At 37.6% G+C, this 26,092-nt stretch carries 22 protein-coding genes; 14 read left to right on the top strand and 8 right to left on the bottom strand.

The genetic code is table 11. The annotated features are described in order from the left end of the window. Nucleotides 1-125 precede the first annotated feature (125 nt). Nucleotides 126-371 (top strand): hypothetical protein, encoded by a 246-nt coding sequence (locus PG901_RS07485; RefSeq protein WP_201564792.1) that lies wholly within the window; start codon nt 126-128, stop codon nt 369-371. Between the two features lie 618 nt (nt 372-989). On the opposite strand, the gene PG901_RS07480 is transcribed toward PG901_RS07485, so the two are convergent. Further along, nucleotides 990-2,453, bottom strand: coding sequence for a hypothetical protein (locus PG901_RS07480; RefSeq protein WP_271134068.1), 1,464 nt, complete (start codon nt 2,451-2,453; stop codon nt 990-992). Between the two features lie 584 nt (nt 2,454-3,037). Between PG901_RS07480 and PG901_RS07475 the strand changes: the two genes are divergently transcribed. The 6 genes from PG901_RS07475 (at nt 3,038) to PG901_RS07450 (ending at nt 8,380) form a co-directional block, all read left to right on the top strand. Continuing rightward, a complete protein-coding gene (locus tag PG901_RS07475) occupies nt 3,038-3,805 on the top strand; it encodes an inovirus-type Gp2 protein (protein WP_271134067.1) in 768 nt (255 codons plus the stop codon). 318 nt (nt 3,806-4,123) lie between these two features. Further along, entirely contained in the window at nt 4,124-4,414 is a 291-nt protein-coding gene (locus PG901_RS07470; RefSeq protein ID WP_025651461.1) for a hypothetical protein, read from the top strand. A 50-nt stretch (nt 4,415-4,464) separates the two neighbouring features. Continuing rightward, a complete protein-coding gene (locus PG901_RS07465) occupies nt 4,465-5,457 on the top strand; it encodes a DUF932 domain-containing protein (protein ID WP_271134066.1) in 993 nt (330 codons plus the stop codon). A 109-nt stretch (nt 5,458-5,566) separates the two neighbouring features. Then, on the top strand, nt 5,567-6,670 hold the full coding sequence (locus tag PG901_RS07460; RefSeq protein WP_271134065.1) for a YqaJ viral recombinase family nuclease: 1,104 nt from the start codon (nt 5,567-5,569) through the stop codon (nt 6,668-6,670). A 118-nt stretch (nt 6,671-6,788) separates the two neighbouring features. After that, nucleotides 6,789-7,700 carry a recombination directionality factor gene (locus PG901_RS07455; RefSeq protein ID WP_271134064.1) on the top strand — a complete coding sequence of 304 codons (912 nt, stop codon included), beginning with the start codon at nt 6,789-6,791 and terminating at the stop codon, nt 7,698-7,700. A gap of 200 nt (nt 7,701-7,900) precedes the next feature. Further along, nucleotides 7,901-8,380 (top strand): hypothetical protein, encoded by a 480-nt coding sequence (locus PG901_RS07450; RefSeq protein ID WP_271134063.1) that lies wholly within the window; start codon nt 7,901-7,903, stop codon nt 8,378-8,380. Between the two features lie 205 nt (nt 8,381-8,585). Here the strand turns inward: PG901_RS07450 and PG901_RS07445 are convergent, their stop codons facing one another. Further along, nucleotides 8,586-8,774 carry a hypothetical protein gene (locus tag PG901_RS07445; RefSeq protein ID WP_201603640.1) on the bottom strand — a complete coding sequence of 63 codons (189 nt, stop codon included), beginning with the start codon at nt 8,772-8,774 and terminating at the stop codon, nt 8,586-8,588. Between the two features lie 400 nt (nt 8,775-9,174). On the opposite strand from PG901_RS07445, the gene PG901_RS07440 reads away from it, so the two are divergent. Continuing rightward, nucleotides 9,175-9,426, top strand: a complete 252-nt coding sequence (locus PG901_RS07440) for a helix-turn-helix transcriptional regulator (RefSeq protein WP_201603638.1) — start codon at nt 9,175-9,177, stop codon at nt 9,424-9,426. Between the two features lie 232 nt (nt 9,427-9,658). On the opposite strand, the gene PG901_RS07435 is transcribed toward PG901_RS07440, so the two are convergent. From PG901_RS07435 to PG901_RS07415, 5 genes are all read right to left on the bottom strand, one after another. Then, nucleotides 9,659-10,258 carry a hypothetical protein gene (locus tag PG901_RS07435; protein WP_271134062.1) on the bottom strand — a complete coding sequence of 200 codons (600 nt, stop codon included), beginning with the start codon at nt 10,256-10,258 and terminating at the stop codon, nt 9,659-9,661. A gap of 184 nt (nt 10,259-10,442) precedes the next feature. Beyond that, the gene (locus PG901_RS07430; protein ID WP_271134061.1) at nt 10,443-10,862 is read right to left on the bottom strand and encodes a hypothetical protein; all 420 of its coding nucleotides are present in this window, start codon (nt 10,860-10,862) and stop codon (nt 10,443-10,445) included. A 169-nt stretch (nt 10,863-11,031) separates the two neighbouring features. Then, the gene (locus tag PG901_RS07425; RefSeq protein WP_271134060.1) at nt 11,032-11,469 is read right to left on the bottom strand and encodes a hypothetical protein; all 438 of its coding nucleotides are present in this window, start codon (nt 11,467-11,469) and stop codon (nt 11,032-11,034) included. 445 nt (nt 11,470-11,914) lie between these two features. Beyond that, the gene (locus PG901_RS07420; protein WP_256714040.1) at nt 11,915-12,436 is read right to left on the bottom strand and encodes a Holliday junction resolvase-like protein; all 522 of its coding nucleotides are present in this window, start codon (nt 12,434-12,436) and stop codon (nt 11,915-11,917) included. A gap of 50 nt (nt 12,437-12,486) precedes the next feature. Next, complete coding sequence (locus tag PG901_RS07415; protein WP_271134059.1) at nt 12,487-13,383, bottom strand: competence protein CoiA family protein; 897 nt, start codon at nt 13,381-13,383, stop codon at nt 12,487-12,489. A gap of 111 nt (nt 13,384-13,494) precedes the next feature. On the opposite strand from PG901_RS07415, the gene PG901_RS07410 reads away from it, so the two are divergent. From PG901_RS07410 to PG901_RS07385, 6 genes are all read left to right on the top strand, one after another. Continuing rightward, on the top strand, nt 13,495-14,559 hold the full coding sequence (locus PG901_RS07410; protein ID WP_252962980.1) for a hypothetical protein: 1,065 nt from the start codon (nt 13,495-13,497) through the stop codon (nt 14,557-14,559). A 494-nt stretch (nt 14,560-15,053) separates the two neighbouring features. Further along, nucleotides 15,054-17,015, top strand: a complete 1,962-nt coding sequence (locus tag PG901_RS07405) for a site-specific DNA-methyltransferase (protein WP_252962981.1) — start codon at nt 15,054-15,056, stop codon at nt 17,013-17,015. 1 nt (nt 17,016) lies between these two features. Next, nucleotides 17,017-19,668 (top strand): DEAD/DEAH box helicase, encoded by a 2,652-nt coding sequence (locus PG901_RS07400; RefSeq protein WP_252962982.1) that lies wholly within the window; start codon nt 17,017-17,019, stop codon nt 19,666-19,668. A 351-nt stretch (nt 19,669-20,019) separates the two neighbouring features. Further along, a complete protein-coding gene (locus PG901_RS07395) occupies nt 20,020-20,985 on the top strand; it encodes an AAA family ATPase (RefSeq protein ID WP_252962983.1) in 966 nt (321 codons plus the stop codon). 11 nt (nt 20,986-20,996) lie between these two features. Continuing rightward, entirely contained in the window at nt 20,997-23,507 is a 2,511-nt protein-coding gene (locus PG901_RS07390; RefSeq protein WP_271134058.1) for a S8 family peptidase, read from the top strand. A 125-nt stretch (nt 23,508-23,632) separates the two neighbouring features. Further along, complete coding sequence (locus tag PG901_RS07385; protein WP_271134057.1) at nt 23,633-24,847, top strand: IS256 family transposase; 1,215 nt, start codon at nt 23,633-23,635, stop codon at nt 24,845-24,847. 118 nt (nt 24,848-24,965) lie between these two features. On the opposite strand, the gene PG901_RS07380 is transcribed toward PG901_RS07385, so the two are convergent. Continuing rightward, on the bottom strand, nt 24,966-26,092 hold a 1,127-nt coding region (locus PG901_RS07380; RefSeq protein WP_271134056.1), incomplete at its 5' end, for a tyrosine-type recombinase/integrase.

The following is a 26,092-nucleotide window of genomic DNA, read 5'->3' as shown; positions in this document are numbered from 1 at the left end:
TGTACCGTTTTGATTTAAAAATACAAAATCATAAATGCGAAAGTCTCAGAGATGGTCAAGGTATAGATTTTATATACCCACTTGTTTGGCTTAATAATCGTAAAATATGATTAGGAGCTATAGGTATGGATGCAGCAATTACAGGAAGTGAACTAACTCGTGTAATGTTGGAAGAGGGTCATCAAGAGGTGTGGTGTGCGGTAGATGATGGTTGCGATCAGGATGCTATGGCCTATTTAGCCAATAATGATTTTACAGCCCGTATAGTGTCTTTTAGCGATGGTATGTTTTATTGTACAGCTGGCATGGCTTGGTCGTGTGCAGTACCAATTAAGATAGTAGCGATAACACAGGCCGAGGCAGGCTTTTGATTCTCAGAACTATACGTATTACGAAAGCATAGGTCATGTATCACCTTACAAATGAAAAGTCTAATTAGGTATTTTAAAATAGTAATAATAAAGAATGATGGTTGATATCATTGATGTTTTAAAACTTTTAATATCAATAATTTGTGATTGATAGTTAGTTTCTGCCATCTCCATCAATACTAAAAATCCGATCACTTTATGGGGTCGGATTTTTTTATGGGGTCGGATTTTTTTCGGTTTCAATTTATGACCAAGTGTGAAGTATGATCTTACAACTAAATTAAAACTACGATTAACCAGTCTAGGCGGACAAATATTATAAAACGGTTATTTTCTCAGAATATTTTTGGTAGCAATAAACGAGAGAATTATTAATCTCATAAAAAAAAACGACACCATAAGAAAAAGGCTTCCAATTGCTTGGAAGCCTTTTAATGTAATGGTACCCGGAGCCGGAACGGTAATTCGTGGTTAAGCATTTGATATATATAGATAAATATTTAAATATGTATTTTAGTACACTTGTCAGTATACTTAAGATTCGTTTTTCAGTTTTATGGTAATTTCGTAACAGAGAATTGATGGCTTCAATCACTACTGAGTTACTAATTGGTTTTTTTATGCTCTTCCAACCTTTTGCTTTATCAGCTTGGCGTTTATCGAAAAAGGATCGCCATCAGCTATTTTATCATCAATGTTGTGAAGATTCTCATCTGAAGCTAGATTACTTTCAGTAGCCTGTAGTTTCGTTAGTGGATCATTACCTTTCATTGTGGAGATATTTGTAGTTGCAATCATAACTTCATGACGATTAATTTCCTCACCAATTGAGTTTTCAGTAGCAGTATCGTCAACGTTATCCAAACTCACAGTTTTATCATCAGATTGGTTCTGTTGAGCATTTACGATTGGCTCGGCATTGTCAGTGCAGACAGAGTCTTCAATATCTGGTGGTAAGTCTAACGCCTTAACCTGAACGTTTACATTTATTATATCATTGCCCTCACAATCGACTAGTAGATGCTCAGGAGTATTATTTTGTACTTGTAAAGTTTGCTCAGTTTCAAAAAGACTAGAATGAGGTTTCTTATAGTATCTAAGCCAATTGTTATTTTTTTTATTATAAACTGTAGAGATAGCTTTAAATGATTGTTCTTTTAATGTATGTTTATTGATATATGCTATTTTTGAAGTTTTTGTAGTGGGTTTATTGAGCTTAGTATTAGAATCGATATCCTTTAGAGTCTTTAATCTTGATTTCTGTTTTTGCCATGTATTTTTCATGGTTCTTATAAATTTAGTTCTTGTTTGAAAGGTATAGTGATTTAAGGGTACGGGGCTAGAGATAGTAGTAGAGTTAAGGAAAATAAAAGCCATGTAATCAAACGAAGCTAAGATATGATTGTATCGACTAGCGGTTTCATCAATATCAAAATAAATATAATCACTTGCACCAAGATAAGTATTTAAAGTGTTGTCTTTACTTCTCTTATTCAGCATATATTCATACGCCCAATCAATTTGTTTCCTATCTTTTCTATCTAACCATTCAAGTTCATTATCTCTAATCTTACTTAGAATAAACATATCTCTAAGTGTATTCAGCACAGCTATTTTTTTATGAACTGTATACTCTAATTGGTAATCTTTAGGGTTTATTATTTTTCTAGAGAGATAGTAAATATTTTTTGAATAGATGATATCGTGATTGGCTGTCATTATCTCTTCACGAGTAGTTATATATTTTATTCTATAATCAGACGATCTTAATGCCATTATAAACCATAATGTTGCTCTATCTTTTCCATGAAGCCAGCTAATATGACTCTGTGGAATTATAATAGCAGACATCTCAGCTAGCAAATTATCGACTCTAATAGGTGAGAAATTTCTTATCTCTAAAACAGTAATTAGTTTTTTCTTGCAATTCCTATCATCCTTTACTAGAAAAACTTTTTCTACTGGATTTATTTGATTTAAGTAATATAAACACCAGTATGATTCATGAGCCGTTAGTTGATTTACTTTGCTTGTTATGTATTCTTTATTAGAGATAATTTTATTTAATTTAGGTTCTTCCATAATAAAAATTACATCCATGATTAGAGTATATAAGGATCGAAATCTACCTAGTTCAGCGTAGTCAAAATCAATAAACAAGCTCTATTATATCGCAAAAAATGGTCATCATATACTGTATTTTTGGTCAGAATATTGTCAGAGGATATGATCGCTATACCTTGAGGTTATGGATACTGTACGGGGATTTCTATGCCAAATTACCTTCATTATGACTCTAACTCCATTCGAACCACTTCCTTATACTAAAGGGTAGCTTAGGATTGGATTTAGCTAAATACTCAGCTCTGCTTAGGATATAGTCTACTTTAATACCATGTTACAGATCGGGTATATATATTATTAACACACACACTAGATATGTTTTTCTAAACTGAGAGAGTAGCTCTCAGTAATTATAATTATAAAATTACTAAGTCTTATTAACTTATGAATACAAATTCATAAGGATGATAATCACGATGTATAACTCAGTCAATAACTCCAAAATAATATCAGATGTTGATATTCTCGTTAGAAAGATAATATATCAATGCATTTCGCTTAAGAATGTTAAAAGTGAATTGAATAGGCTGTATTATCCATTTATGACAATTTTAGATGATGAATTAGCGTACTCACAACCAATCAATGCATTTATAAGTACTACCAATGCTATTGTTGGTGATTCCTACCCATTCAACGTTTCATGGAATAATAGTTTGACTGAGAGTTTTATTCGGTTGCTGTTATCTTATAAAAGCCATATTAATTATGACTATAATAAGTGGTACTCACAAGGAATAAGTAATTCCAATAAGCTTGAAAACAGTATAAGAAAACTATTTATTAAAAGATCTAGACTGCTTTTTGTACGTGTTGACTTAAAGTATTTTCAGGAAGTTAGTGACCATATTACTATTTACGACTTCGATGCTCACATGCAGAAACTGCGGGATTTCATAGGTAATAAAAAAACTTGTTTTGGAGACTTGCTTTTAAATGCTTGGTCCTTAGAACAAGGAGAGGAAAACGGTAGTTTTCACTGTCATTTATTACTCGTTTATGATGGCTCAGAGCATTATAGCGATACGTATTTGGCTATGAAAGTGGGGGAGAAATGGCAAGATATTACAGAAGGGTTAGGATATTTCTTTAATTTACACACTCCTAATTATAAAAAGCGGTTTGAATATAAAAATACGCTTGGTATAGGCATGATTCATCGGAGTAATATTCAGGAAGTTGAGAATGCCGTCAACGCAGCATTATATTTAACCAGACCATTTAAATCAGATGATAGTTACCAACGTCTTAAAGTAAAGCTACCTGGTATGCGTACCTTTGGCAAAAGCATAAAAAAACAAACTACATAGTTTTTACAGTTCTAGCTTACTCTTGATTTTAGTGATACATCAAGTGATATAACCCATAATTTTAAAAAAATAAATATTGTGTTCGCCAGAAAGATATTCATTGAGAAAAGTAATGTTGTTATAGGTTTTTCTTAAATTTAGTTTAACAAAACTAATTTTAAATAGATTGGCTATATTAAAGTAATCTTAGATATATAGTATTCCTATGAGATCAGTCAGGAAGCATCGCTCTCCTGACTGTTTAACCCCAAACTATCCTAATTAAAGGTCTGCTTAATCGCAGGCCTTTTTTATGCGCAATCTAAAAAGGAGTCCTTTATGAGACCGATCTGCCCACACTGTCATTCAGCGAACGTAAAAAGCAATACGGATACTGACAGTCCCTTTAATATCTTTGAGCAACTGTGCTCACAATCTGCCCTATCAGGTCTTGGTGTAAGCATCTGTAGGTACTACAAAATCAATTCAGCAATCGGTGTGGTGGTAGGTACTGCACTGGCTTCTGCGATTAGCTTGGCTAAAGACAAGCTACAGCAACCCCCTTTACTCGTTTTGGCAGCAAAGCCCAGTTATACCTGCAATACCTGCTCAAGAACTTTCAGCATTTAACCTATCTATATAACCCATAATTCTAATCAAATCTAAAAGGAAAAATCATAATGGCACATTTAATCGAATCAATGGCATACGTTGGCGAAACCCCTTGGCATGGCTTAGGTAATGAATTGGCTCCCAAGCAGCCGTTAGAGGTCTGGGCAAAGCAAGCGGGTATGGATTGGCGTATAGAATCCTCAGACGTTAGCTACATGGCAAACAATGACAAAGGGCATAACCTGATTTTGCCCTTTGCTGAGCAAAAGGTGTTGTATCGTAGCGATAACTTTGAGCCGCTATCGGTGGTCAGTCAGCGTTATCAAGAAGTACAGCCGCGTGAGATTTTAGAGTTCTATCGTGATCTTACCGAGCAATCCGACTTTGAGTTAGAAACAGCAGGTGTTCTAAAGAATGGCCGTAAGCTATGGGCACTCGCCCGTACAGGCCAGTCAGCAACGCTCAAGGGCAAAGATGTCAGTAATGGCTACTTGCTTCTTGCAACCGCTTGTGATGGCACGCTAGCGACTACCGCTCAGTTCACATCGATCCGTGTGGTGTGTAATAACACGCTTGCTATTAGCTTAGCGGACGGTTCAGGAGGCATAGTGAAAGTACCGCACTCTACGTCCTTTGATGCCGACAAGGTCAAGCAGCAACTAGGCGTGTCAGTTAAACAATGGGATGAGCATAGCTATGAGATGAAGCAGTTATCTGAGCGCCGTGTGACCCAAGCAGAAGCAGCCAACTATCTTAGCCGTGTATTTAATGATCAGGACAATGACATCATTCTTTTTAACAGCGCTAAGAAAGAGAAAGACGCGGTACCCAATGCCAAGGCGATGAATCAGGTGATGAACATGTTTAACGGTCAAGGTCGCGGAGCCGATCTTGATGCCGCTAAAGACACCGCTTACGGCTTGCTATGCAGTATCACTGAATACGTCGATCACGAACGCAGAGCAATGTCGAGAGACCATCGATTAGACGGTGCTTGGTTTGGCTCTGGCGCTAAGCTTAAACAAAAGGGTTTAGAGGAATCGCTACTGATGCTGGCCTAACCAGCCACATTTAAAATCTAACAATACAATCAACCACGCCTTCGAGCGTGGTTTTTTATGCCGCTTATTTCATTTAATACCAATAATCCATTTATCTAAGGAACTTGCCATGAACATGATCGCATTAAACAGCACGACTCAGCCAAGACAAGCCAAACGTGCAACCATTAGGCTTAAACCAGCGTTAGTGAAAACCAAGCAAAATGATACTGCTGATAAACCTGCCCAATCTAATACTTCAACGACTGCTAGGCGTTTGGTTAATACTAAAGACTTAAGCCGTGAGGACTGGCTACAATTTCGCAGACAAGGTATTGGCAGTAGTGATGCTGCGGCTGCTTGTGGTATCCATCCGTACCTATCCATGCTTGAGCTATGGATGATTAAAACTGGACGCATGAGCTCCGACATCGATGAGAGCATTGAAGGATATTCACCACTCTATTGGGGCAATACCTTAGAGCCGATGGTGGCTAAATATTACCAAGAACATACCGGGAATAAGGTACGCCGCGTGAACGCCATCTTGCAGCACCCTGATCCTGACAAGCACTTTATGCTGGCTAATTTAGACTATGCCATAACTGGTAGTGACGAGGTGCAGGTACTTGAGTGTAAAACTGCTGGGGAACATGGTGCCAAGCTCTGGAAGCATGGTGTGCCCTTGTATGTGACGTGCCAAGTTCAGCATCAGCTGGCGGTCACTGGTAAAACTGCTGCGCACATCTGTGTGCTACTTTGTGGACATGAGGCTAAGATTTATAAGGTTGAGCGTGATAAGCGCTTGATTGCGTCCATCATGGAGCATGAGCGTCTGTTCTGGCACTACGTAGAAACGGACACCCCACCAACCCCTGATCATAGCGAGTCAGCTGCCAAAGCCTTAAAGCTGCTTTATCCAACGCCTAAGCCCTCAAGCAAGGTTGATTTGCGAGATGATGATGGTGCCAATAAGTTATTTGAGCAACTGCTGAGTTATCGTGATTACATGCAAGAGCTAGAGCAGCGTCATGATCAGGTAAAGCACCAGCTGCAAACACTGATTGCCGATAATGAAGTCGCTGTGTTTGAAAAAGGCGCTATTTCTTGGAAACGCTCCAAAGATAGTATCAGTTTGGACAGTAAGGCCGTTATCAAAGCGCATCCTGAGCTGTTGGCTAAATTTAGTAAAACCAAGCAAGGTAGTCGCCGCTTCGTCATCTTAAACGACTAAGCCGCTATTTATTCAATCAACACATAGACAAACCAAAACAAGCGCATAAATACCCACCCTAATCGGTTGGCTTTTTTATGGCTAAACACATTTTATTAAATACATAAGGACTATCACCATGATTAAAGGTCTCACCATAACCCCGCCCGTTTTAGGTCGTATCAGCATTGGACGTGTCATTCAAAAAGATGGTAAGCGTTTGCCTGCTAAAGACGATCAGTTCACTATCACCAGTCAAGTTCAAAATAAGGATGGCTGGATTAATCATCCACTCGATGAAAAGCTACGCGCAAATAATGACGGTAAGCTGAGACAAATACCTGTGCGTATGTTGTTCAATGATCCTGAGCTTAATTTGCGAGCAGAATATACCTTGTTTGATCGTCAAACTGGACGCCCGCTATGTGTGGGTGACGGTGAGCAGTGCCAACGCCGTACAAACAATGGCGTGGAAACACTGCCTTGCCCATCACCTGATCGTTGCCCATTAGCGCAAGGTGGAGCCTGTAAGCCATATGGTCGCTTGTACGTTAATCTCAGTGAAGACGACGAGTTAGGCACGTTTATCTTTCGCACCACAGGCTTTAATAGTATTCGCACGCTTGCCGCACGGCTGAGCTACTTTGCTGCGGTGTCAGGCAATAAGCTGTCGTGTTTGCCGTTGCAACTCACCTTAAGGGGTAAAAGCACCACGCAAAGCTATCGTACGCCGATTTACTTTGTTGATTTAACGCTACGTGATGGTGTAACACTAAAGCAAGCAGTGCAAGATGCGCAGGCAATTGATGCGGAGCTTAGCGAACACGGCTTTGATCAAGCAGCATTAGAACAGGCTGCGAAACAGGGTTACGTCAATTCATCCTTTGAAATTGATAATGATGGTTTGTTAGACGTGGCTGAAGAGTTTTATCCCATGGAGACAGATGACGTTAGCAATAGTCAGCAGGGGAATTATCAGAACGGGTTAGCAACTCATAACGTGACTAGCATTGAGCAAGGGCTGCGGCAAAGCGTGACAGCTGTAAGCTAAAGAAATTGAGGAAGATATGCGGCGTAAATTAGTTAGGCTAAAACAAGCGATTTTAGATCGCTTGTTTTAGATCGCTTGTTTTAATTCTTATCGGTTTATTTTTAGTGGCTTAATACCTAGATTAAGTCTTACAATGTGCTAGTTCTTCATAACGGCATATTAAAAACAGATTATTATTGTTTAAAGTAAGGGTAGCTAAAATGGATTTAGAAAAGATAATGGCATTAAGTATTTCAGTACAACTGTCTAAGAAAATATCTAAAAGAATTACCAATCAAACTCAACGTTATTTACAGAGATCTAGTGAATCTACAGTAACAACAAAACCTCTTGAAAATGTATGGGACGATATTTGCTATAAGTTCCAAACACAAGGATTTTGCGGCAAGGTTTACGAGTTCATGGTTGTAGAATATGTTGGTTCACTGGTCGATGCTTTAGAAGACTATGAATTTAATGCCCTCTATCTTCAAATTGAAAGCCTGCGTACGATTCTATCTGATTCAGCTAAGAGTACGCCATCAGATATAGATGAACAAAGTTCTATTAGCATGCGTTTCTTCAAAGATCGAGTTATTTTATATCTCATTGAAGAGTATATTTATAAATGGGCTAAAGGTTACACAAACAAAAGGCTTAGAAAAGCTCTAAATAGTTTGAATGAAATTGAAAAGAGTTAGAGGAGGCCAGTAAGGTGCTACTGAAAATAAGTTGCTTCAGATAAAGGTTTTTAAAAACATACCAGCCGTAAAACGGCTGGCTTTAACTGCTTAACTCGTTTTTTAATATGATGATAGCTTTTCCAGAATATTTACTGAGGATAGTACATATATTTGATAAATTATAGATTGTAAAATCTAACGAGTATGGAACAAGACTCTATTATTAATCCCTGCTGGTGCCATCACTGTTACTAACTGCAGTGTCAGGCATATCCTCCACTGAATCATCCCCATCAAATCTACCCTGATTAGCTTTTGCTTGAGCTATATTGTTTTTAATTTGCTTTTCATAGTCAGTAAGCCCGTCGTCGTTGTCGTCATCATCGTCTAAGTCGTCACTAAAGTTACGCATACTATTTTGCCTCTAAAGATTGAATGAGAGGATAGTATTCAATGTTTACGATGTTGTTTCAAGAAGTTTATTATTAAAGCGTATGAGGATAGTATTGTTACTACCTAAATTATTATATAAGGACAATAGATGAATCTAACAGATAAGGAGTCTAATGCTCTTTCTAGAGTTACTAGGAAGGATATTGATTCTAATATAAAAGGGATGATCTAAAATGCAACAGCATTAAGCTAAAATCATCAAGCCAAGTATATGGCATAAAAAGGAGCTGAATAATCAGCTCCTTTTTTATTGCTTCAATTAAGGCAAACCGTTGGACGCAATGGGATGCTGTAAAAAAATATAGGACTCGGTAACTGTATGAGAGGAAACGCTCTCATTCACTTATAAGGAGCAAATCATGAAAGATTTAAACGCAGCACAGCCAGGAATCGAGCAATGTAATCACATACCACAGCTATTGAGTATTAAAGATGTTGGTAGCTATACTGGTCTTAGTCGTTCTACGATTTATGAGATGGTTAATGAAAATTCTGATCGTTATGACCCAACATTCCCTAAGAAGGTACAACTGACACAGGTAAGGGTAGTGTGGGTAGCGAGTGAGATCGCAGAATGGATTAATACAAAGATAGCTGATAGGTTTTGCTGATAGGTAGTGGTATAAAATAAGCCACTAATAGTGGCTTATTTTTTTGTTTAGGGTTGTTGTCCGAGCCTTTCCTAAATTTCGTGTAAGTACTTCTACAATCTAAATAATAGTTACACACTTTTTAGGAAAGGCTCATGGTCGAGCCTTTCCTAAATTTCGTGTAAGTACTTCTACAATCTAAATAATAGTTACACACTTTTTAGGAAAGGCTCTGTTGTCCATCTACCAGTCATTAAGTACAAGCGTTAGCATATTCCGTTTCTGTTAAGTCTGGGTTACGACAGTCTTCCGATGCATTATAACCATCTTTAAAACGTGAACGTTCTTTAATGAATTTACGTAAAGAATCCTCTTCACTACCATCGAGTGTAAAATCATTGAGTAAGTCTATCATTTCTTGCGAGGTTTCAAGATCATTGTCAACTAGATAATCGATGTGTGCCGCTTGAGCAGGTGTTAGTGGCCCCGTTATTTCTTTGTAGTCAACTCTTGTAGCATTATTACGGGAAGCCTCATCACCCGAACTATCAGTAGTAATCTCACTTACTTCTGATAAGGATTCAGTACCAGCATCATGTTGTTCAAGTAATTGTGTAGCACGTAGATCTTGGAGTACATCATCAGTGCAAACTCCGTCAGTGTTTTCTTCGCAAATAATGATGCCATCTGAATTATACTGAAGTTTGCTTACTGTTTCTGTTACTTCCTGAGAGGATACCGAGTCTACTACTTCCTCGGATAGTATTTCGTCACTTGAATTATTACCTGCGTTAGACTCACAGCCAACTAAAAACGCAAGAACAACAGTACACCCTAACAAAACACTTTTCATTATTATAATCCTTTTCCGATATGTCTTTCAGATATCAGAATTAAGTTCATTTTTGATATTTATATATAACTAGCCTCTGATAAAGTCGGAAGCTATTTATAATGGTAGGATTAATTCTCTCGCATTCATAGATGCTTTTATATATCAAGCAAATATATAATATTACTTAATGCGTTATTTAAACCTATTTCTTATGATCCAAGTAAATAAGTACAGCTAAACCTTCGCCAAAAATTCTTTCGTCAGCTTTGCTAGCTGAGCCACCTTTATAAAATTCATTCCATCCTGCTTCACTTAAATTAATCGAATAATCACGTTTTAGACTATAGCCTTTATTTAAACCATAACCATCACCATCTCTAGCTTGTTCTTTAATCTTACAGTCTGGGCAACCTGGTGTATGAAAACCATTTGGGATAGACTTCCATTGCTTAGATAAAGCATAAAAAGCATTACAATCTTGGTTTCCCTTACAACGTTGTACTTTCGGAGCAAGCTTAGGGTTTTTATAGTATTTATTTATGGTGGCTACGTCCGCATGGCTAACTGAGAACATAGCAGCGCAACTGATTCCAATAGCAATTTTTAAAATTTTGTTTCTCATAATAGTTTCCTTTTTTGTTTTTTTAAAATAATCTATTCATCCGTATAGCTAACAAATAGGCTATAAGCTTGTTGGCCGTTATTGATTATAATTGTATTTAGGTTTTCAATTGTCGAGTATTAAAAAATACTGCTCATCAATCTACATTCTTAGAGACATAAATTCAGTCTTACCATAAACGGACATGTTCTTTACCAGTAGATGCGTTGTCAATAATCAGCCCACGAGATAGATCCAGACACCAGCCTTCTTGGCATTGCTCTGTTGTTCTGAGACTAAATCCTCCAAGCTCTTTAGTTTCTAAGTTTCCTAGCTCGAAGCTATCCATACTGACATAACGGCTCGTATCATTATCTGGCCACTTAATGGTCATAAGCGGTAAATTTTCATTAGATCCATAGATTTGTTTAAGTACAGGGTGAATATTAGATTTAACGTAGGAGTGTTTAACTAAACACTTTTTACTGGCTGTCTTACCTTTGTAAGCGCAATTAAAATAAGCTTCCCCTTTATCTAATTTCATAAAATCTTTAATAGTTGGTCCAGCTTGTGCTTGAGTTACTATTGAACATACAGCTAAACATGCAACATACGAGATTAACTTCATTGTTTGTCCTACAAATTGATTTTTATCAAAAGAGCATTATATATTAAAGAACAAAATTTTACTCTATAAGAAAACGTCAGAGGGAGATAAATATACAACGATAAAAGATGTCTTAAATATCTAAGATTATAGGATAACGTTGGGCTACAAAATAGTATAATAGCAAGCAGATAAAGCTATACTTTGAACCTAGAAATATGCAAGTCATCAGATTGATTTTCAGCAGTATAATACTTAGGTCTAATAGAACCATAAAAATAGTCTTTTCAATAAAAAGACTATTTACAGACTATTTTCAAATAAAAAAACCATATAAATCAATACTTTAATCTTGTCTCTAGAGATTGAGTAAAAAGACTTTTCTAGTAATTAGTCTTATCTATTACCAACTGCATTAAAAATTCTAGCAAATTATATAAGAGTCAAAATGTATAGTTTTACTGATTTATACGCTTACCTGAACACGCATATCTTCCGTATCTTCACAGTATTTTATCCTAAGCTCTTTAAAGCTCACCTGACCATTTTGGATAGCTTGCTTGATGATTTTCTGTCGTTGGTTTAGCCTCGCATTTCCTGTTTTAACTTCTGCAATAATGAGATGCACGTCCTCGATAGGCACGTTGCCATCAGCGCATTCGTGCAAGTTTTGGAAGATGACGTAGTCAATCGGCTCACCCATAAATCTGCAGTCCGAAGGGTTATAGGGAAAATCAGTAATAAAGGGTGTGAACTGTTCACCAATTTGACCTTTTAGTACATTGCGCTGCATATTGTTGGAACGTTTTTGAGCCTCCTTAATGTCTTTCGCTAATTGCTGTTGAAAGCCTGCTTCTCTTTCGAGCATATCGTTCCTAATTTGCGCAACATCTCGTTCACTCTGTAGCAGAGTCTTATTTTGTAATTGTATCCGTTGTATAGCCCATACAAGCATGGCTAACATCAGCAGTATTATAATTAGTAGCATAGTAGTGAGTGTCATAGCTTTATTCTCCGTATTTTCAAATAGAATCATATTTAAGCAGTAGGGGTCATGTCCATTTCTTGCAGTCGCTGAAAGACAGTGTCTGAAAATGGTTTGAAGTAATTCCATGACTTATACTTTTGATTGTACTGACCACCGCCTTCGTTACGCCATTGCTTTAATATCTCAATAACATCATGGTTGTAGGTCACACACTTAATAGACACCATGCCTGAATTAAAGACTCTGACATCTACCCAAGCATGGTTAATGGTAAAGCGATAGATCGTATAGCCTTTATCAAAGCTTCCGTTGCTATTCTCATCAGTACTGCTCTGGCAATTATAAAGAGGCTCAGGTAATGGTGTAGGGGCTACTGGTATTGTTAAGGATTTCGGTGCTGGGAATATCCACTGCTTATTACTGACACAGTCTAAAATATGATCCTTTGCTTCCTCACTTGGCAACTCAATACCTTGTATAAGGATTTCTCTCAAATCGATCTCAACGGTCTTAATACCCAGCTGCTTAATAAAATCCGATTTATCGGTATCTATGAAAGAAGTCACAGCAACTTCGATAAACATCATTTCCCCATTAATCGTTGCGACTATATCAGGTCGAATACAGCCAACAGCTTGCTCTTCGATTAGTTGATCAAACTGCCAAGTTTTATCCCCGCTATTTTCGTCATCGGGTAGAGATGGCAGTGTTAAATACCTCTCTTGCATAATGACTTGTTTAGCAAACTTGTGTAGGATACTTTCAGGGTGGATAGTGCAGCTTTCCTTATTGTTGAGATGCGCAAAATGATGCTCATTCTTCTCACCTTTACGAGCCACTACAGGCTCACCACATTCAAAGCAAAAACACATACAAGCCAGCCCTCGCTCGACTTGCTTAACATTGACGATTTGCTTTTGCTCATTAACAGCGATTGACATTGACATAGTTACCATCCTCTTGTTAGTTGGTTAGGAGTGAGGTAATTATGAAAAAGATTTGACTATCAAAACAGACCTCTATTAGGGTATCAATAGGGGTTTAATCGGTGCATTACTATGGAAAACAAATACTTAGAAGTCTTTAGTGAGTTGCATAATCAGTTATTGAACTATCCTCGTAATACGCTGCGTGATAAATATCTAGAAATTATTGTTCAAGAGCAACTTAAACAGTTCAAGTACTCAGACGATGGTTTTGAACCTGAGAAGTTATCAAGGCAACAAATTTATGCTAGAGCCAAGAGTATTAATGAGAATACAGTAGATAGCCTAACTGCTAAAAACGCAGTTCAAACGTCAAAGCTAAAATCGACACTATCAGAATTTATTCAATGGCAACCAGATTGTAAAAGAGCATTTATCAATCTAGGATATAAGCCAACCATCGTTAGTTCAGCATCAGGAGGTGGATCAAAGAATAAAACATTGATATGGATGGATATCGAGGCTATTGACAGTGCGGATGAAGGGAATGAGCAGACAGATGGGTCTACTGTTTTGGATTCTGATGACGAAGATCCTGAAGATTTAAGTAGTATCACGTACGAGCGTAAAGCCACATCCGATGTTAAGCCATCATTATTTACGAGACTGTTTTTTAAGCAAGGTGAGCTTAAGATGATGAGCTTTAAAGGCATTGTGTTAATGCTACTGCTATTATTAAGCTTTTTTCTAGATATCTTGATTGCCATATATGCTGTATTCGTTGTCATGCTGATGAATGAGATACCAAATTTAAAGCTTTGGCAGGCGTTCTTATACGCTATTCTTATTCCCGTAGCATACTTAAACTGGCGATACTTTTTTATGCCGCTATATATGCTGCCTTATCACCGTGTTATTAAAGCACCTATGTTCTTTGCTAATATGAATGTTGTTAATGCTGATATCGAGATGTATTGGGACAAAGATAAGCTAAATGTAGCGAGAGTTACTGAGTTTACGGCAACCTGCCCAATTTGTTCTGGAGTAATAGAGCTAGCGAATGGTAAACCTGATCAAAAGCAGCCATTAGTGGGACGCTGTAGGGAAGCACCTCATGCTCATGTGTATAGCTTTGATCGGATGAGCATGAAGGGGTGTTTTTTGGGTGTTACAGCTTATATGACTAGTGATATATGACCTTTCTAACTTTCTTGATGCTAAATAACAGCCTAACTAACAATACTGTTTGATTAGATAAATAAGCTTGTAGCGATTGATAGTTGGTGGATTATAATTTCTAATGGCTTAGAATAAAACCTGTGAAATATATGTTTGTTTCAAGAGTGAGTTATAAACGGTTTATGCTTAAGCTGGTTTAGAAGTGGTATTATTACAGGAAATATACATAGTGGACTAGTTCGAATAATGCATATTTTTAATTGTCACTAATTACATCTTAGATAAGCAAGTTAGCTGAGAAGTATCATGGTCAATACTAATGAGTGTTCGCTACAATCAATCTTCATACCGTATAACGAGTATAAGTAATAGGGTATGAAGATACTTAGCGCCGATCAAGAAAGAGCTGCTCTCCGATATGTTCAACACCTTACGATTTTGTATCTGTCGCTATAACAGACTTATTTATCGAACAAATAAAAAGTCATCATTTAAATATTCAAGGAACCATAATGCCAACGTTAGACTTTAAAGGTAAGCAGTTTGTTTACTCACATCATCTTAGCGTCCCATTTCGCGAGTTAAAGGTAGATTTTGACAAGTCATTGCCTTTAGAAGGGAAATCACCCTCTCTTGATGACAATCTCATTATTCACGGTGACAATCTTGAAGCACTCAAAGCATTGCTGCCAACCCATGCAGGCAAAATTGACTGTATTTTTATCGACCCACCTTACAATACTGGTAATGAAGGCTGGAGCTATAATGACAATGTTCGTTCCCCGCTTATGCAAGAGTGGCTAAAAAAATCTGCGAACCCAGTCGATAAAGAGGATCTTGAGCGTCATGACAAGTGGTTGTGCATGATGTGGCCACGTTTGACTTTGTTGAAAGAATTACTATCTGAGACTGGTACTATTTTTGTATGCATTAATGATGTTGAGCAGCACTCATTGCGTTTAATGTTGGATGAGATCTTAGGAGAAGATAATTTTATTGCAACATTGGTTTGGGAAAAAGGTAAAAAAGGCGATTCTACATTCTTTTCAAATACCCACGAATATATTCATGTATATAGTAAAAATAAGGAAGCCATTAAATCTATCGGTATAAAATGGAGGTCTCCAAAAGAAGGTATCGATGAGGTACTCAGCCATTACAATAAGCTAAGAAAAAAGTATAAAGATAAACACGAAGTTATTAAAGAAGAAATGCAGGAATGGTTTAAAAATATGCCTGATGATGAACCTGCAAAAAACATGAAACACTATACGCACTCTGATAACAGAGGTTTATATTTTCCAGATAATTTTGCTGGACCAGATGATGGTCGGAAAAGTAGACCAAGATACGATATTCTACATCCAATCAACGGGTTGCCTTGCGCAAAACCATCTACTGGCTGGAGATGGGATGAATCAACAACTAAAAGAGCACTTGAAGCCAATCCTCCTTTAATCCATTTTGGTCAAGATAATACTACAATTCCTAATAGAAAAACTTATCTTAAGAAATCTGCCGGTGACGCTTTCAATACAGTTTTTTACAAAGATGGACGTTCTGCCACTTTGCAAGTTGAAGAACTTGTTGGTGAAGGTGTTTTTCCTTATCCAAAAGATGTAGATATAGTTGCCGGTTTAATTGATCTTTGCTGTGATGAATCATCTACTATACTTGACTCATTTGTTGGTAGTGGGACTACGTTACATTCAGTATTAAAGTTAAATAATGCTGATTTTGGTAAGCGACGCTTTATTGGAATCCAATTGCCAGAAGAAATCAAAGCTGATTCAAAAGCTGATTTGGCTGGTTATAACGAGGTTATCGATATAACGCGAACTAGGATGCAACTAGTTATCAAAGGTTATGTAGCTCAAAAAAACATCAAGGAAGAGCTTTTTGTAAAAAATATTAGCTGGTCTGATTTTAAGAATTCACATAAAACAATTAGTGAGTTAGATATAATACAAGATTCAACAAAAGGTCAATATCACTCATATCAGCGAGTGGTTAAAGGTGGAGTGTTGAGGATGTTTGGCATTAAAAAGTCTAAAGAGCAAATAGACGGATTAGATGGGTCATTTTGTTATTGTTCTCTTGGAGAGCCTATACAAATTGAAAGCCTGCTGACTGGCGAAGGTATGCCTACGTTCGACGCTTTGGCTCGTTATGTGTTTTATACTGCAACTGGTGAGTCTCTAGATAATGTTGCCAAAACATCAGCAGATGGTTTTGTAGGTGAAACGGACTTATTCCGTATTCACTTATTTTATCGTCCTGAAATCAATTGGCTACGTTCAAATGAAGCTGCCTTAAATTCCGATAAGGTAGAAGCGATTGTGAAGAGTAATAAAACTAAAAAACGTACTATAGTATTCGCTGTGGCCAAGTTCATGAGTCAGAAAGACTTAACTGAAAAACGTATTGATTTTTGTCAATTACCATATGCTATTCATCGGATCACGGGAGCGTAATATGGAATTAAAGGACTATCAAAATGGGGTTTTGGATAAATTTAATTATTATCTGAATAAGCTTGCCGAATGCAAGACACTAGCAAAAGATTTTGTTGATTTTCAAAAAACGCATGGCAAAGATGCAAAGCTTACCAATTACGCAAAAGATACTTGGGATGCTTTGGTACAGGAACGCCGTATTGACTCTTTAAGAAGCTCAAATGGCCAAGAATTAACGCCGCCATATATTTCACGCTTTGATGGTATAGATCGTGCTATTCCGAATGTGTGTTTAAAAGTACCTACTGGCGGTGGTAAAACATTGTTAGGTGTGGCTGCTATTGAGCGCTTACAAATGGATATGTTTACCAAACAAACGGGAATGGTGCTTTGGGTGGTACCGTCAGATGCTATTTACAAACAAACATGGAAACAACTAGCTAACCGTGAACATCCATATCGGCAAATGCTGGAACGTGCATCTCGTGGTCGTGTAAAAATGTTAGAAAAAGACGATATTTTCACCAGACGTGATGTTGATGAAAATTTGTGTGTGATGTTATTGATGTTGCAGTCCAGTGCAAGGAAGTCCAAAGAAAGTTTGCGGATGTTTCGCGATAGTGGTCGTTTCACGTCTTTTTTCCCCATAGAAGACGACTCTATTGCTAATGAAGCTTTGTTGACCAAAGTACGCAATTTAGATTGCAATGACTTAAGTGACTATGGTTGGCAAGATGGGATTGCTCCAGGCTCTGTCTTAGTAAAACAAAGTTTAGGCAACGTGCTGCGTTTAGTTAGACCAGTTATCATCATTGATGAAGGTCATAAGGCCTATAGTGAAACGGCTAGGGATACGTTATGTGGCTTTAATCCTAAGTTCATTCTTGAGCTTTCAGCGACGCCAAACGCTAATGGCAAACACCACTCTAATGTATTGGTCAATGTTTCGGGTCAAGCACTAAAAGACGAACAAATGATCAAACTGCCTATTAATGTAATCAATGAAGATAAGAGTGATTGGAAACATACGTTATCACTGGCTCATGCCAGACTGAAAGAATTGGCGCATGATGCTCAGAATTTTCAGGATGAGAGTGGTCGTTATATCCGACCTATTATGTTGATCAGAGTAGAGCGCACTGGTAAAGATCAGCGAGACTCTGCGTTTGTTCATGCTGAGGATGCTAGAAAACACTTAATTGAAATATTAGGAGTGAATGAAAACGAGATTCGTCTTAAAACTTCTGATAAAGATGAGCTAGGTGATGATGATTTATTGAGTGATACCTGTCCAGTAAAATACATTATCACTAAAGATGCATTGCGTGAAGGTTGGGATTGCCCCTTTGCCTATATCCTTACTGTGTTGTCCAAAATGACTGCCAAAACAGCCATTACACAGATGATTGGTCGAGTATTAAGACAACCCCATGCTCGTTTAACCTACAAATCCAGTTTAGATGAGTGTTATGTATTTACCTTTGATCAAGATGTGATGGAAGCGGTGGCAGGCGTAAAACAAGGTTTAGAAGATGAAGGTATGAGCGACATAGCAAATCAAGTTAGAGCGAGTGATCCAAGTACACAAAAGGCAGTGATGAGTAAAGAAACCTTGCGACGTAGAGAGCAATTTCGCAGCATACCAAAAGTTTTTTTACCAAGGGTATTACACCGTGACGTCCGAAAGGAAGAAGGGTATCGTATATTTGATTATGAGCGTGATATTTTAGGTAGTCTAAATTGGGAATCCTTGTCTTATTTGAATGTTAAAAACTTTCAGTTGGTGGAGGATAGCTCACAACGCACTACTGCTCGTATCGATTATAAAAAATCCAAGAACAGTCAAGGCGAGTTAGACTTAGCGGAGCCAGTTCATGAACAAGTTGAGTTTGATACAACAGTAAAACTAGATATATCGTTCTTAGTTCGCCAGCTTACTGATGTAATTCCTAATCCTTGGCAAGCAATGCGTATTTTGACTCAAACATTGGCTGTGCTTCGTAGTAAAGACATCGATGAAGAAGCCTTATTCAATAATAGATTCGAGTTATTGAAAGATATGAAGCGTGATTTGAAGGCTCAAGTTGCGTTATTATCTGAGGAATTATTTAGAGAAAAACTTGATAAGGGCGATATTTCTTTGCGTTTATTAGCTTCAGACAGCGCTCAGTTAAATTGGGAACTAGCACAAACTCTAGAAATTTCTGTAGCTGAGCATGATCAGGTCTTACGTCGTAAGGATGGCTCAGAGTTAGAGCGAAGCTTGTTTGAAAAGATATATAAGAATGGCCTTAATAATTTAGAGCAAGAGACTGCATGGTACTTAGACAAGCACGAATCAGTCTATTGGTGGCATCGTATTGCAGTTAATCAACGAGAATACAGCTTACAAGGCTGGCAAAAGCAAAAGATTTATCCTGATCTATTGGTATGCGTTGAAGAGCCCATTAATGGTCAATATCGTTTTTCGGTATTGGAAACTAAAGGTGAACATCTTAAAGGCAATGATGATACTGAGTATAAGCGTTGTTTATTTGAGCTTCTTACAAAGCATGTTAAAACAGCAGTGGATGCTGGTGAAATAACCATTGAAGCAGCCTCTGGTGGTATTTCCTTCAAGATGCTGATGCAAGATAACTGGTCTCAGGAAATTATATCTGAGCTAGGATAGAGTTAGTACATTTTATTTGCCATACCAAATTTAATCATAAGTAAATCAATACTAGCAATTTATAGCATAAAAATTTGGATTTTGGAGGTATGGCTCAAGAAATTGTCATAGTAGATATCCATACAGAACTCTACCTTTCTGTGAAATTGACTTAAAAAAAGACTTTTAGACAGCTGTGATACATAGTCTAAGACCTATTGGGGATGGTAGGCTAGATAATAATTATTAGCCATTTACTTATTATTACCTAATAATTAACGAAATAATAACTACCAATTATGTTGTCCCTCTTTTACGGTATTTGTTACAATTGATGTATTATTTTGCTTAGTAATATGATGAGAGTCAACCATGGCAACTGCTGAACAGATTAAGAACCTAGTTAGAGCGCACTATCAAAATGATACTAGTCGTTTTCAATCTATTTCCTTACAAATCGCTGCTAGTGAAGCTAGAGCAGGTCATCATAAACTTGCAAAAGAGCTTAAGTCGATAATAGATAAAGGTTCACCCATTCAAAATAGTTTTGATAAGAATGGCATGAGTCTTTCAGTTAAAGATGAGTTAAGTGGTAGCCTGCAGCTTAAGTTTACTTCGGTTAGGAAGAATGAAATTGTATTTTCGCCCGCCGTCAAAAAACATTTAGATAAAGTAATAAATGAACATAAGAATATTCCTAGTCTTAGAGAGTTTGGCTTGACCCCTCGCAGAAAGTTATTGTTCTATGGGTTACCTGGAACAGGCAAAACGATGTCTGCAGCTATGTTAGCTACTGAACTAAATATGCCATTTTATGCTATTTTACTTGATGGGTTGATGAGTAAGTATATGGGAGAAACGGCAGCTAAGCTAAGGTCGGTCTTCAACTTCATCTCAAATAATAAAGCTGTATATTTATTTGATGAGTTTGATTCTATAGGCGCTGCTAGAGATAGTGGGAATGATGTTGGTGAAATAAAACGTGTACTTAATTCTTTTCTTGTTTTCTTTGAGGAGGAACAGTCTGATAGCATAGTGGTTGCTGCCACTAACCATATAGAAGCACTTGATAAAGCTCTTTTCCGACGATTTGATGATATTATTGAGTTTGATTTGCCCGGTGAAAGTGAAGTGCAACGTCTTATACAGAACAAGTTCAATTTATTTGAATATAAAGTAAAGGATTGGGATGCAATTTACTGTGCAGCCAAAGGATTGAGCTATGCGGTAATCTCTAATGCCTGTGATGATGCTGCAAAAGAGGCTATATTAAATAATAAAAAATTGGTAGATGAAAAATTCTTATTACAATCCCTAAAAAATAAAACAAGACTTTGAAGAGTATTTCGATGAGTAACTATAAACCTCACTTATTTTACGGCACAGCGGAAAAATACAAGTATTATCCAAATAAGGGCGGTCCTGGAAGCTCTGTCATATTGCCTAAAGATAGAGCTCAACATGGCACAAATTTATTAACTCAATTGAATGACTCTCTAATAGAAATTAGTGAAGTAGGATCTTATAAAGCAAAAGATACGAGAATAACATCACGTCCTTTAGCTAGTCCAAATGGTATTTTTTTAAGTGTAGTCAGTGATGTAGGTGCCGATCTAGATATTAATACATTTGATAATAAATCATTTAGGCTTAAAACATTGAGATTTGAAGAAGGGAGACAAATTCTTACTTTCTATTCAAGTGGTGATAGAAAAGATTTACTCCGCAAGAAAATCATAGAATTCATTGAAAAGAATACGAAATTAAATAACCCTAGAAATCTTTCAATGTTAAATAATATATCATTGATAAGGCCCTCAACACTTGAGGACTTATGGAATGATGACCTAGCTCTAATACCAACTAATGAAAATATGTCTGTAGAATGCGAAGTTTGGATTGCATTTAATGACGACGAGATAAAAGAACAATTTATATCAAGAGCTGAAAATCCAGAAGATGAACTTATTAGTAGCTCATATCTGTCTTTGCCAACAGTTAATGTTTTTAAAGTTGATGCTACACGCTCTCAACTAATCGAATTAATAGCATTATATCCAGATATAGTCGAATTTCGTCTATCTTCCGAAAACCCAAGTGTGTTTACTGAGATGGATTCAATATCTCAAATTGAGTTTACCGAAGACCTAAATCAAAGAATAAGTTTGAATCTTAAGGAGGACGAAGTATTTGTAACCATATTAGATACAGGCGTTAATTATAACAATCGTTTACTTAATAAAGTATGTAAGCAAGAATATTGTACGTCATGGCGATCTGATTGGAGTGATTATACTGACACATATATGTCTTCTTTCAATGTGTATCATGGGTCTCATCAAGCTGGTATATCAGCTTTTGGCACAAGATTGATTGAAGACATAATAAGTACTCAACCTATTGAGGTAACTCATCAAATAGAATCTGCTAGAATTATGCCACCTCCACCAAGTCTTAATAAAAAAGAGCTATATGGTGCAGTGACAATAGACACAATAAATAATCTTGCAATTGATAGACCCTATGCTAAAAGAGTTTATAGTTTAGCAGTGACTGCTGAAGCTTGTGATGGTTACCCTACATCATGGTCTGCTGCTATTGATAACTTTTGTTACGAATGCTCAAATAGAAGCTCTGATGTTTTTATTATTTCTACAGGTAATGCTACTACTTTCCAAAAAGACTATTGGACTAATGCGAGAAGTACTAAAATTCAAGATCCTGCACAGGCTTGGAATGCTATCACAGTAGGTAGTTGTACTAAGCTTTATAATATTAGTGACATACCTAATCCGGTAGTATGTTCAAGTATAGAAGATATTAACCCAACTACTTCCAGCTCTCATGACTGGGAATGGAGCGATGCTCCAATTAAACCAGAGATACTTTGCGAAGGTGGCAATAGAATAATTCGTGACGATGGTCAACTTGATTTTCATGAGGACTTATCAGTTTTAACTGCTTCTGGTAAAGTTCAAGGTAATGTATTCGGATCACATACTGACTCTAGCGCGGCTACTGCTGAAGCTTCATATATAGCTGCAAAGATAATAACAGCTTATCCAACTGCGCAACCTGAGACTATTAGAGGCTTAATAATTCATTCATCCGAATGGTCGAAGCCCATTTATGATAAGTTAGAAGAGCTAGCTGAAAGTCATACTACAAATAATGTTACTCAAGAATATAAAAAACAGATTCTTAAAGTCTGTGGGTATGGAATTCCTGACTTAGAAAAAGCGGCCAATAGTCAAAATGATAGATTAACTTTAATTATTGAATCTTCTATTAAACCATTTGAACATGAAAAAGATTGTAAACTTAATGAGTTTAATCTTCATGATCTACCATGGCCTCAAAAAGTATTAAGTGAATTACCGCCTAATGCTAATGTTAAAATGATAGTAACTTTGTCCTATTTCATTGAGCCTAACCCCCGTGTTTCAAAAATAAAAAGTAAGTATGTATATAGATCGCATGGTCTTTCTTTTCATCTTTGTAAACCTGGACAAGATAAACAAGACTTTATTGATAGTATTAACAGAAAAGATGAGCGAAGAGAAGATTACATAGAACATGACTTTCCTCATGGGTGGTTTCTAGGACGTAATTTACAAAAATCCGGCTCTATACATAAAGATTATTGGGAGGGAACGGCTGCTGATCTTTCTGAAGTATCTAAGATTGTAGTCAAACCTGTAACAGGTTGGTGGAAGCTTAACAAAGATAAAGAAAGGTGCGCTAAAACAGTAAACTACTCACTAATTGTTACGCTAGAAGTTGATGATAATGAAGTAGATATTTACACTGAAGTCGCAAATAAAATAGGTGTAGCTGTTCCTGTAACTATTGAGGTTTGATTAAAAAAATAAAACATCATAGCATCTGTACCAAAAATTGATATGCTTGAGCTTGAGGAAAGCTATAATGGGAGTTTCCCAAACTCTGTGTAACTGCTTATAATCCACTAACAGGAGAATAAGCAATGACTAACCAATCTGACATCAAGAAACTGGCCGAGCAAATGGCTGGTAGCATGAACAGCTTTGATGACATCAAAGACTTCCAAAAGCAGCTCATGCAATCCTTTATTGATACTGCCTTAGAGGCTGAGATGGAAGACCATCTCGGCTACCCCAAGCATGAAAAGGCGAATAAGCCAAACAAGCGCAATGGGCACACTAAAAAGAGAGTCCGTAGCGACACAGGCGAGCTTGAGATCTCCACCCCAAGAGACCGCGACAGTAGCTTTGAGCCTGTACTTGTCAGTAAGCATCAAACCCGGATTTCAGGTCTTGATGACAAAATCATCAGCTTTTACGCCAAAGGTCAAACCACTACTGAGATTGTCGAAACCATCAAGGACATCTACGACGTCGACATCTCAAGCAGCTTGGTTTCCAGAGTCACTGACAACATCTTGGATGACATCACCGCTTGGCAGAACCGGCCACTGAGCAGCGTCTATCCTATCGTCTACTTAGACTGCATTGTCGTCAAAGTTCGTCAGGACAAGCAGATCATCAACAAAGCTATCTATCTGGCCTTAGGCGTTGCTCTTGATGGTAAAAAAGAGCTGCTTGGCATGTGGCTATCAGAGAACGAGGGCGCTAAATTCTGGCTTGGTATTCTCACTGAGCTACAAAACCGCGGGGTGCAAGATATCCTCATTGCCTGTGTAGACGGCCTAAAAGGCTTCCCTGATGCCATTAATACGGTCTACCCTAACGCTCAGGTTCAGCTGTGTATCGTGCATATGGTGCGCTATTCGATGAAGTTTGTACCTTGGACGGACAAGAAGGCAGTAGCGGCTGATTTAAAAGCCATCTATGGCGCTGATACGCTTGAGATAGCAGAGGCCAATCTTGAGCACTTTGATGAGGTGTGGGGCAAAGAGTACCCGCATGTCATCAAGTCTTGGCGCAATAACTGGGAGGGCTTAACGGTATTCTTTGGTTATCCTAAAGATATTAGAAAAGCCATTTATACCACCAATGCTATTGAGTCATTAAACAGTGTGATTCGGACAGCGGTGAATAAGCGTAAGGTGTTCCCGTCTGATCAGGCAGCTTTCAAGGTAGTGTACTTAGCAACCCAGCAGGCATCCAAAAAATGGTCGATGCCGATCCGTAACTGGACGTCTGCTTTGAATCGCTTTATGATCATGTTTGATGACCGTATTAGTAAGCATTTAATCTAAATGGCAGTTACACAGAATCTGGGATGGTCTCGCTATAATTATAATTTGCCTTTATTTCATTCTTAAATTGAAAAGCTACATGCTCATTTGGTTTATATATCAGAGATTAATAATCTTACTAAGGCTTGCTTTTCAACATTTCAAGCACTTTGTCCTCTCCCAACTGGTCAATCAACGCTTGCAGATGGGTAGTAGAATCAGATTTGTTTTGGGCATCTGCTCTAAATTCTGCCGTATCTCTACCTTCACGCAAAGCATCTAAATAGTCCGCCCACTTCTGCATCATATTACTACGATCATCAATGTATTCAAATCGACCATAGGCGGTTCCATTAGGATCTTTCGTCGTATGACCCAATGCCATCTCTACAAGCACAAGTGGATACTTTAACTGCTCTTGTAAGATAGTCTTCGCTGTCGCTCTAAAGCCATGAGCACAATGTATGCCTTTATAGCCTAAATCCTTCAAACGCTTATTCGCCGTCGCATCAGATATGATCTGATGCTTTTTTGCCGTCTCACTGTAGAATACAAATTTAGTATGACCGTTGATTTGCTGCTGCGCGTGTAAGACAGCTACTGCTTGACGAGGTAGAGGCACGACCATGTCCTTGACCATGTTTACCTTGCCTTGGCCTTTTAAAGGCTTTAACCGCCACCTACCAGCCTCTAGATCTAAGTCAGCCCAGCGCATACGGCGGAGATCACCATTACGCACAAAAAGTAATGCTAATAGCCTAAGGGAATTGATCGTGTTTAGATCACCTTCTATAGTCTCGATATCCCGCAGTAGCTTAGCAAGCTCTTTGGGTTTGGTAATCGCAGGACGATGACCATAGCTCGATTTAGCCAATTGGCTTTTGATCAAGGCAGCTGGATTGCTACTACAGAAGCCGCGAGCACCAGCATAGACAAATACTTCGCTAGCAATACCTGCACAGCGTTCAGCCTTGTCGGTGGACTTACCATCCTTGTTTAATGAGTTGGCTTGAATGTCTAACAGCACTTCAAGCATTCTAGGAGATGTGATATCGCTAATTGGCTCGTCACCAATATACTTGCATATAAGATCAAGACGACCTTTCTTACGAATGAGGGTATTGCTCTTCTGAGTCTGATCTAAACTGTCAAAGTATTCCCAAGCAAAATGATTAAAAGAATTTTTAGTTTTACTAATAAAACTTTTCTTTATTTCTTCACGATGGTGTTTTGGGTCAATGCCTTTGCTTAGTAGGCCTTCATATT

Source organism: Psychrobacter sp. ANT_H3, from assembly GCF_027919975.1.
Lineage (GTDB): Bacteria > Pseudomonadota > Gammaproteobacteria > Pseudomonadales > Moraxellaceae > Psychrobacter > Psychrobacter maritimus.
Note: the sequence above shows the minus strand (reverse complement) of the source record. Positions and strands in the feature narration are given on the sequence as shown.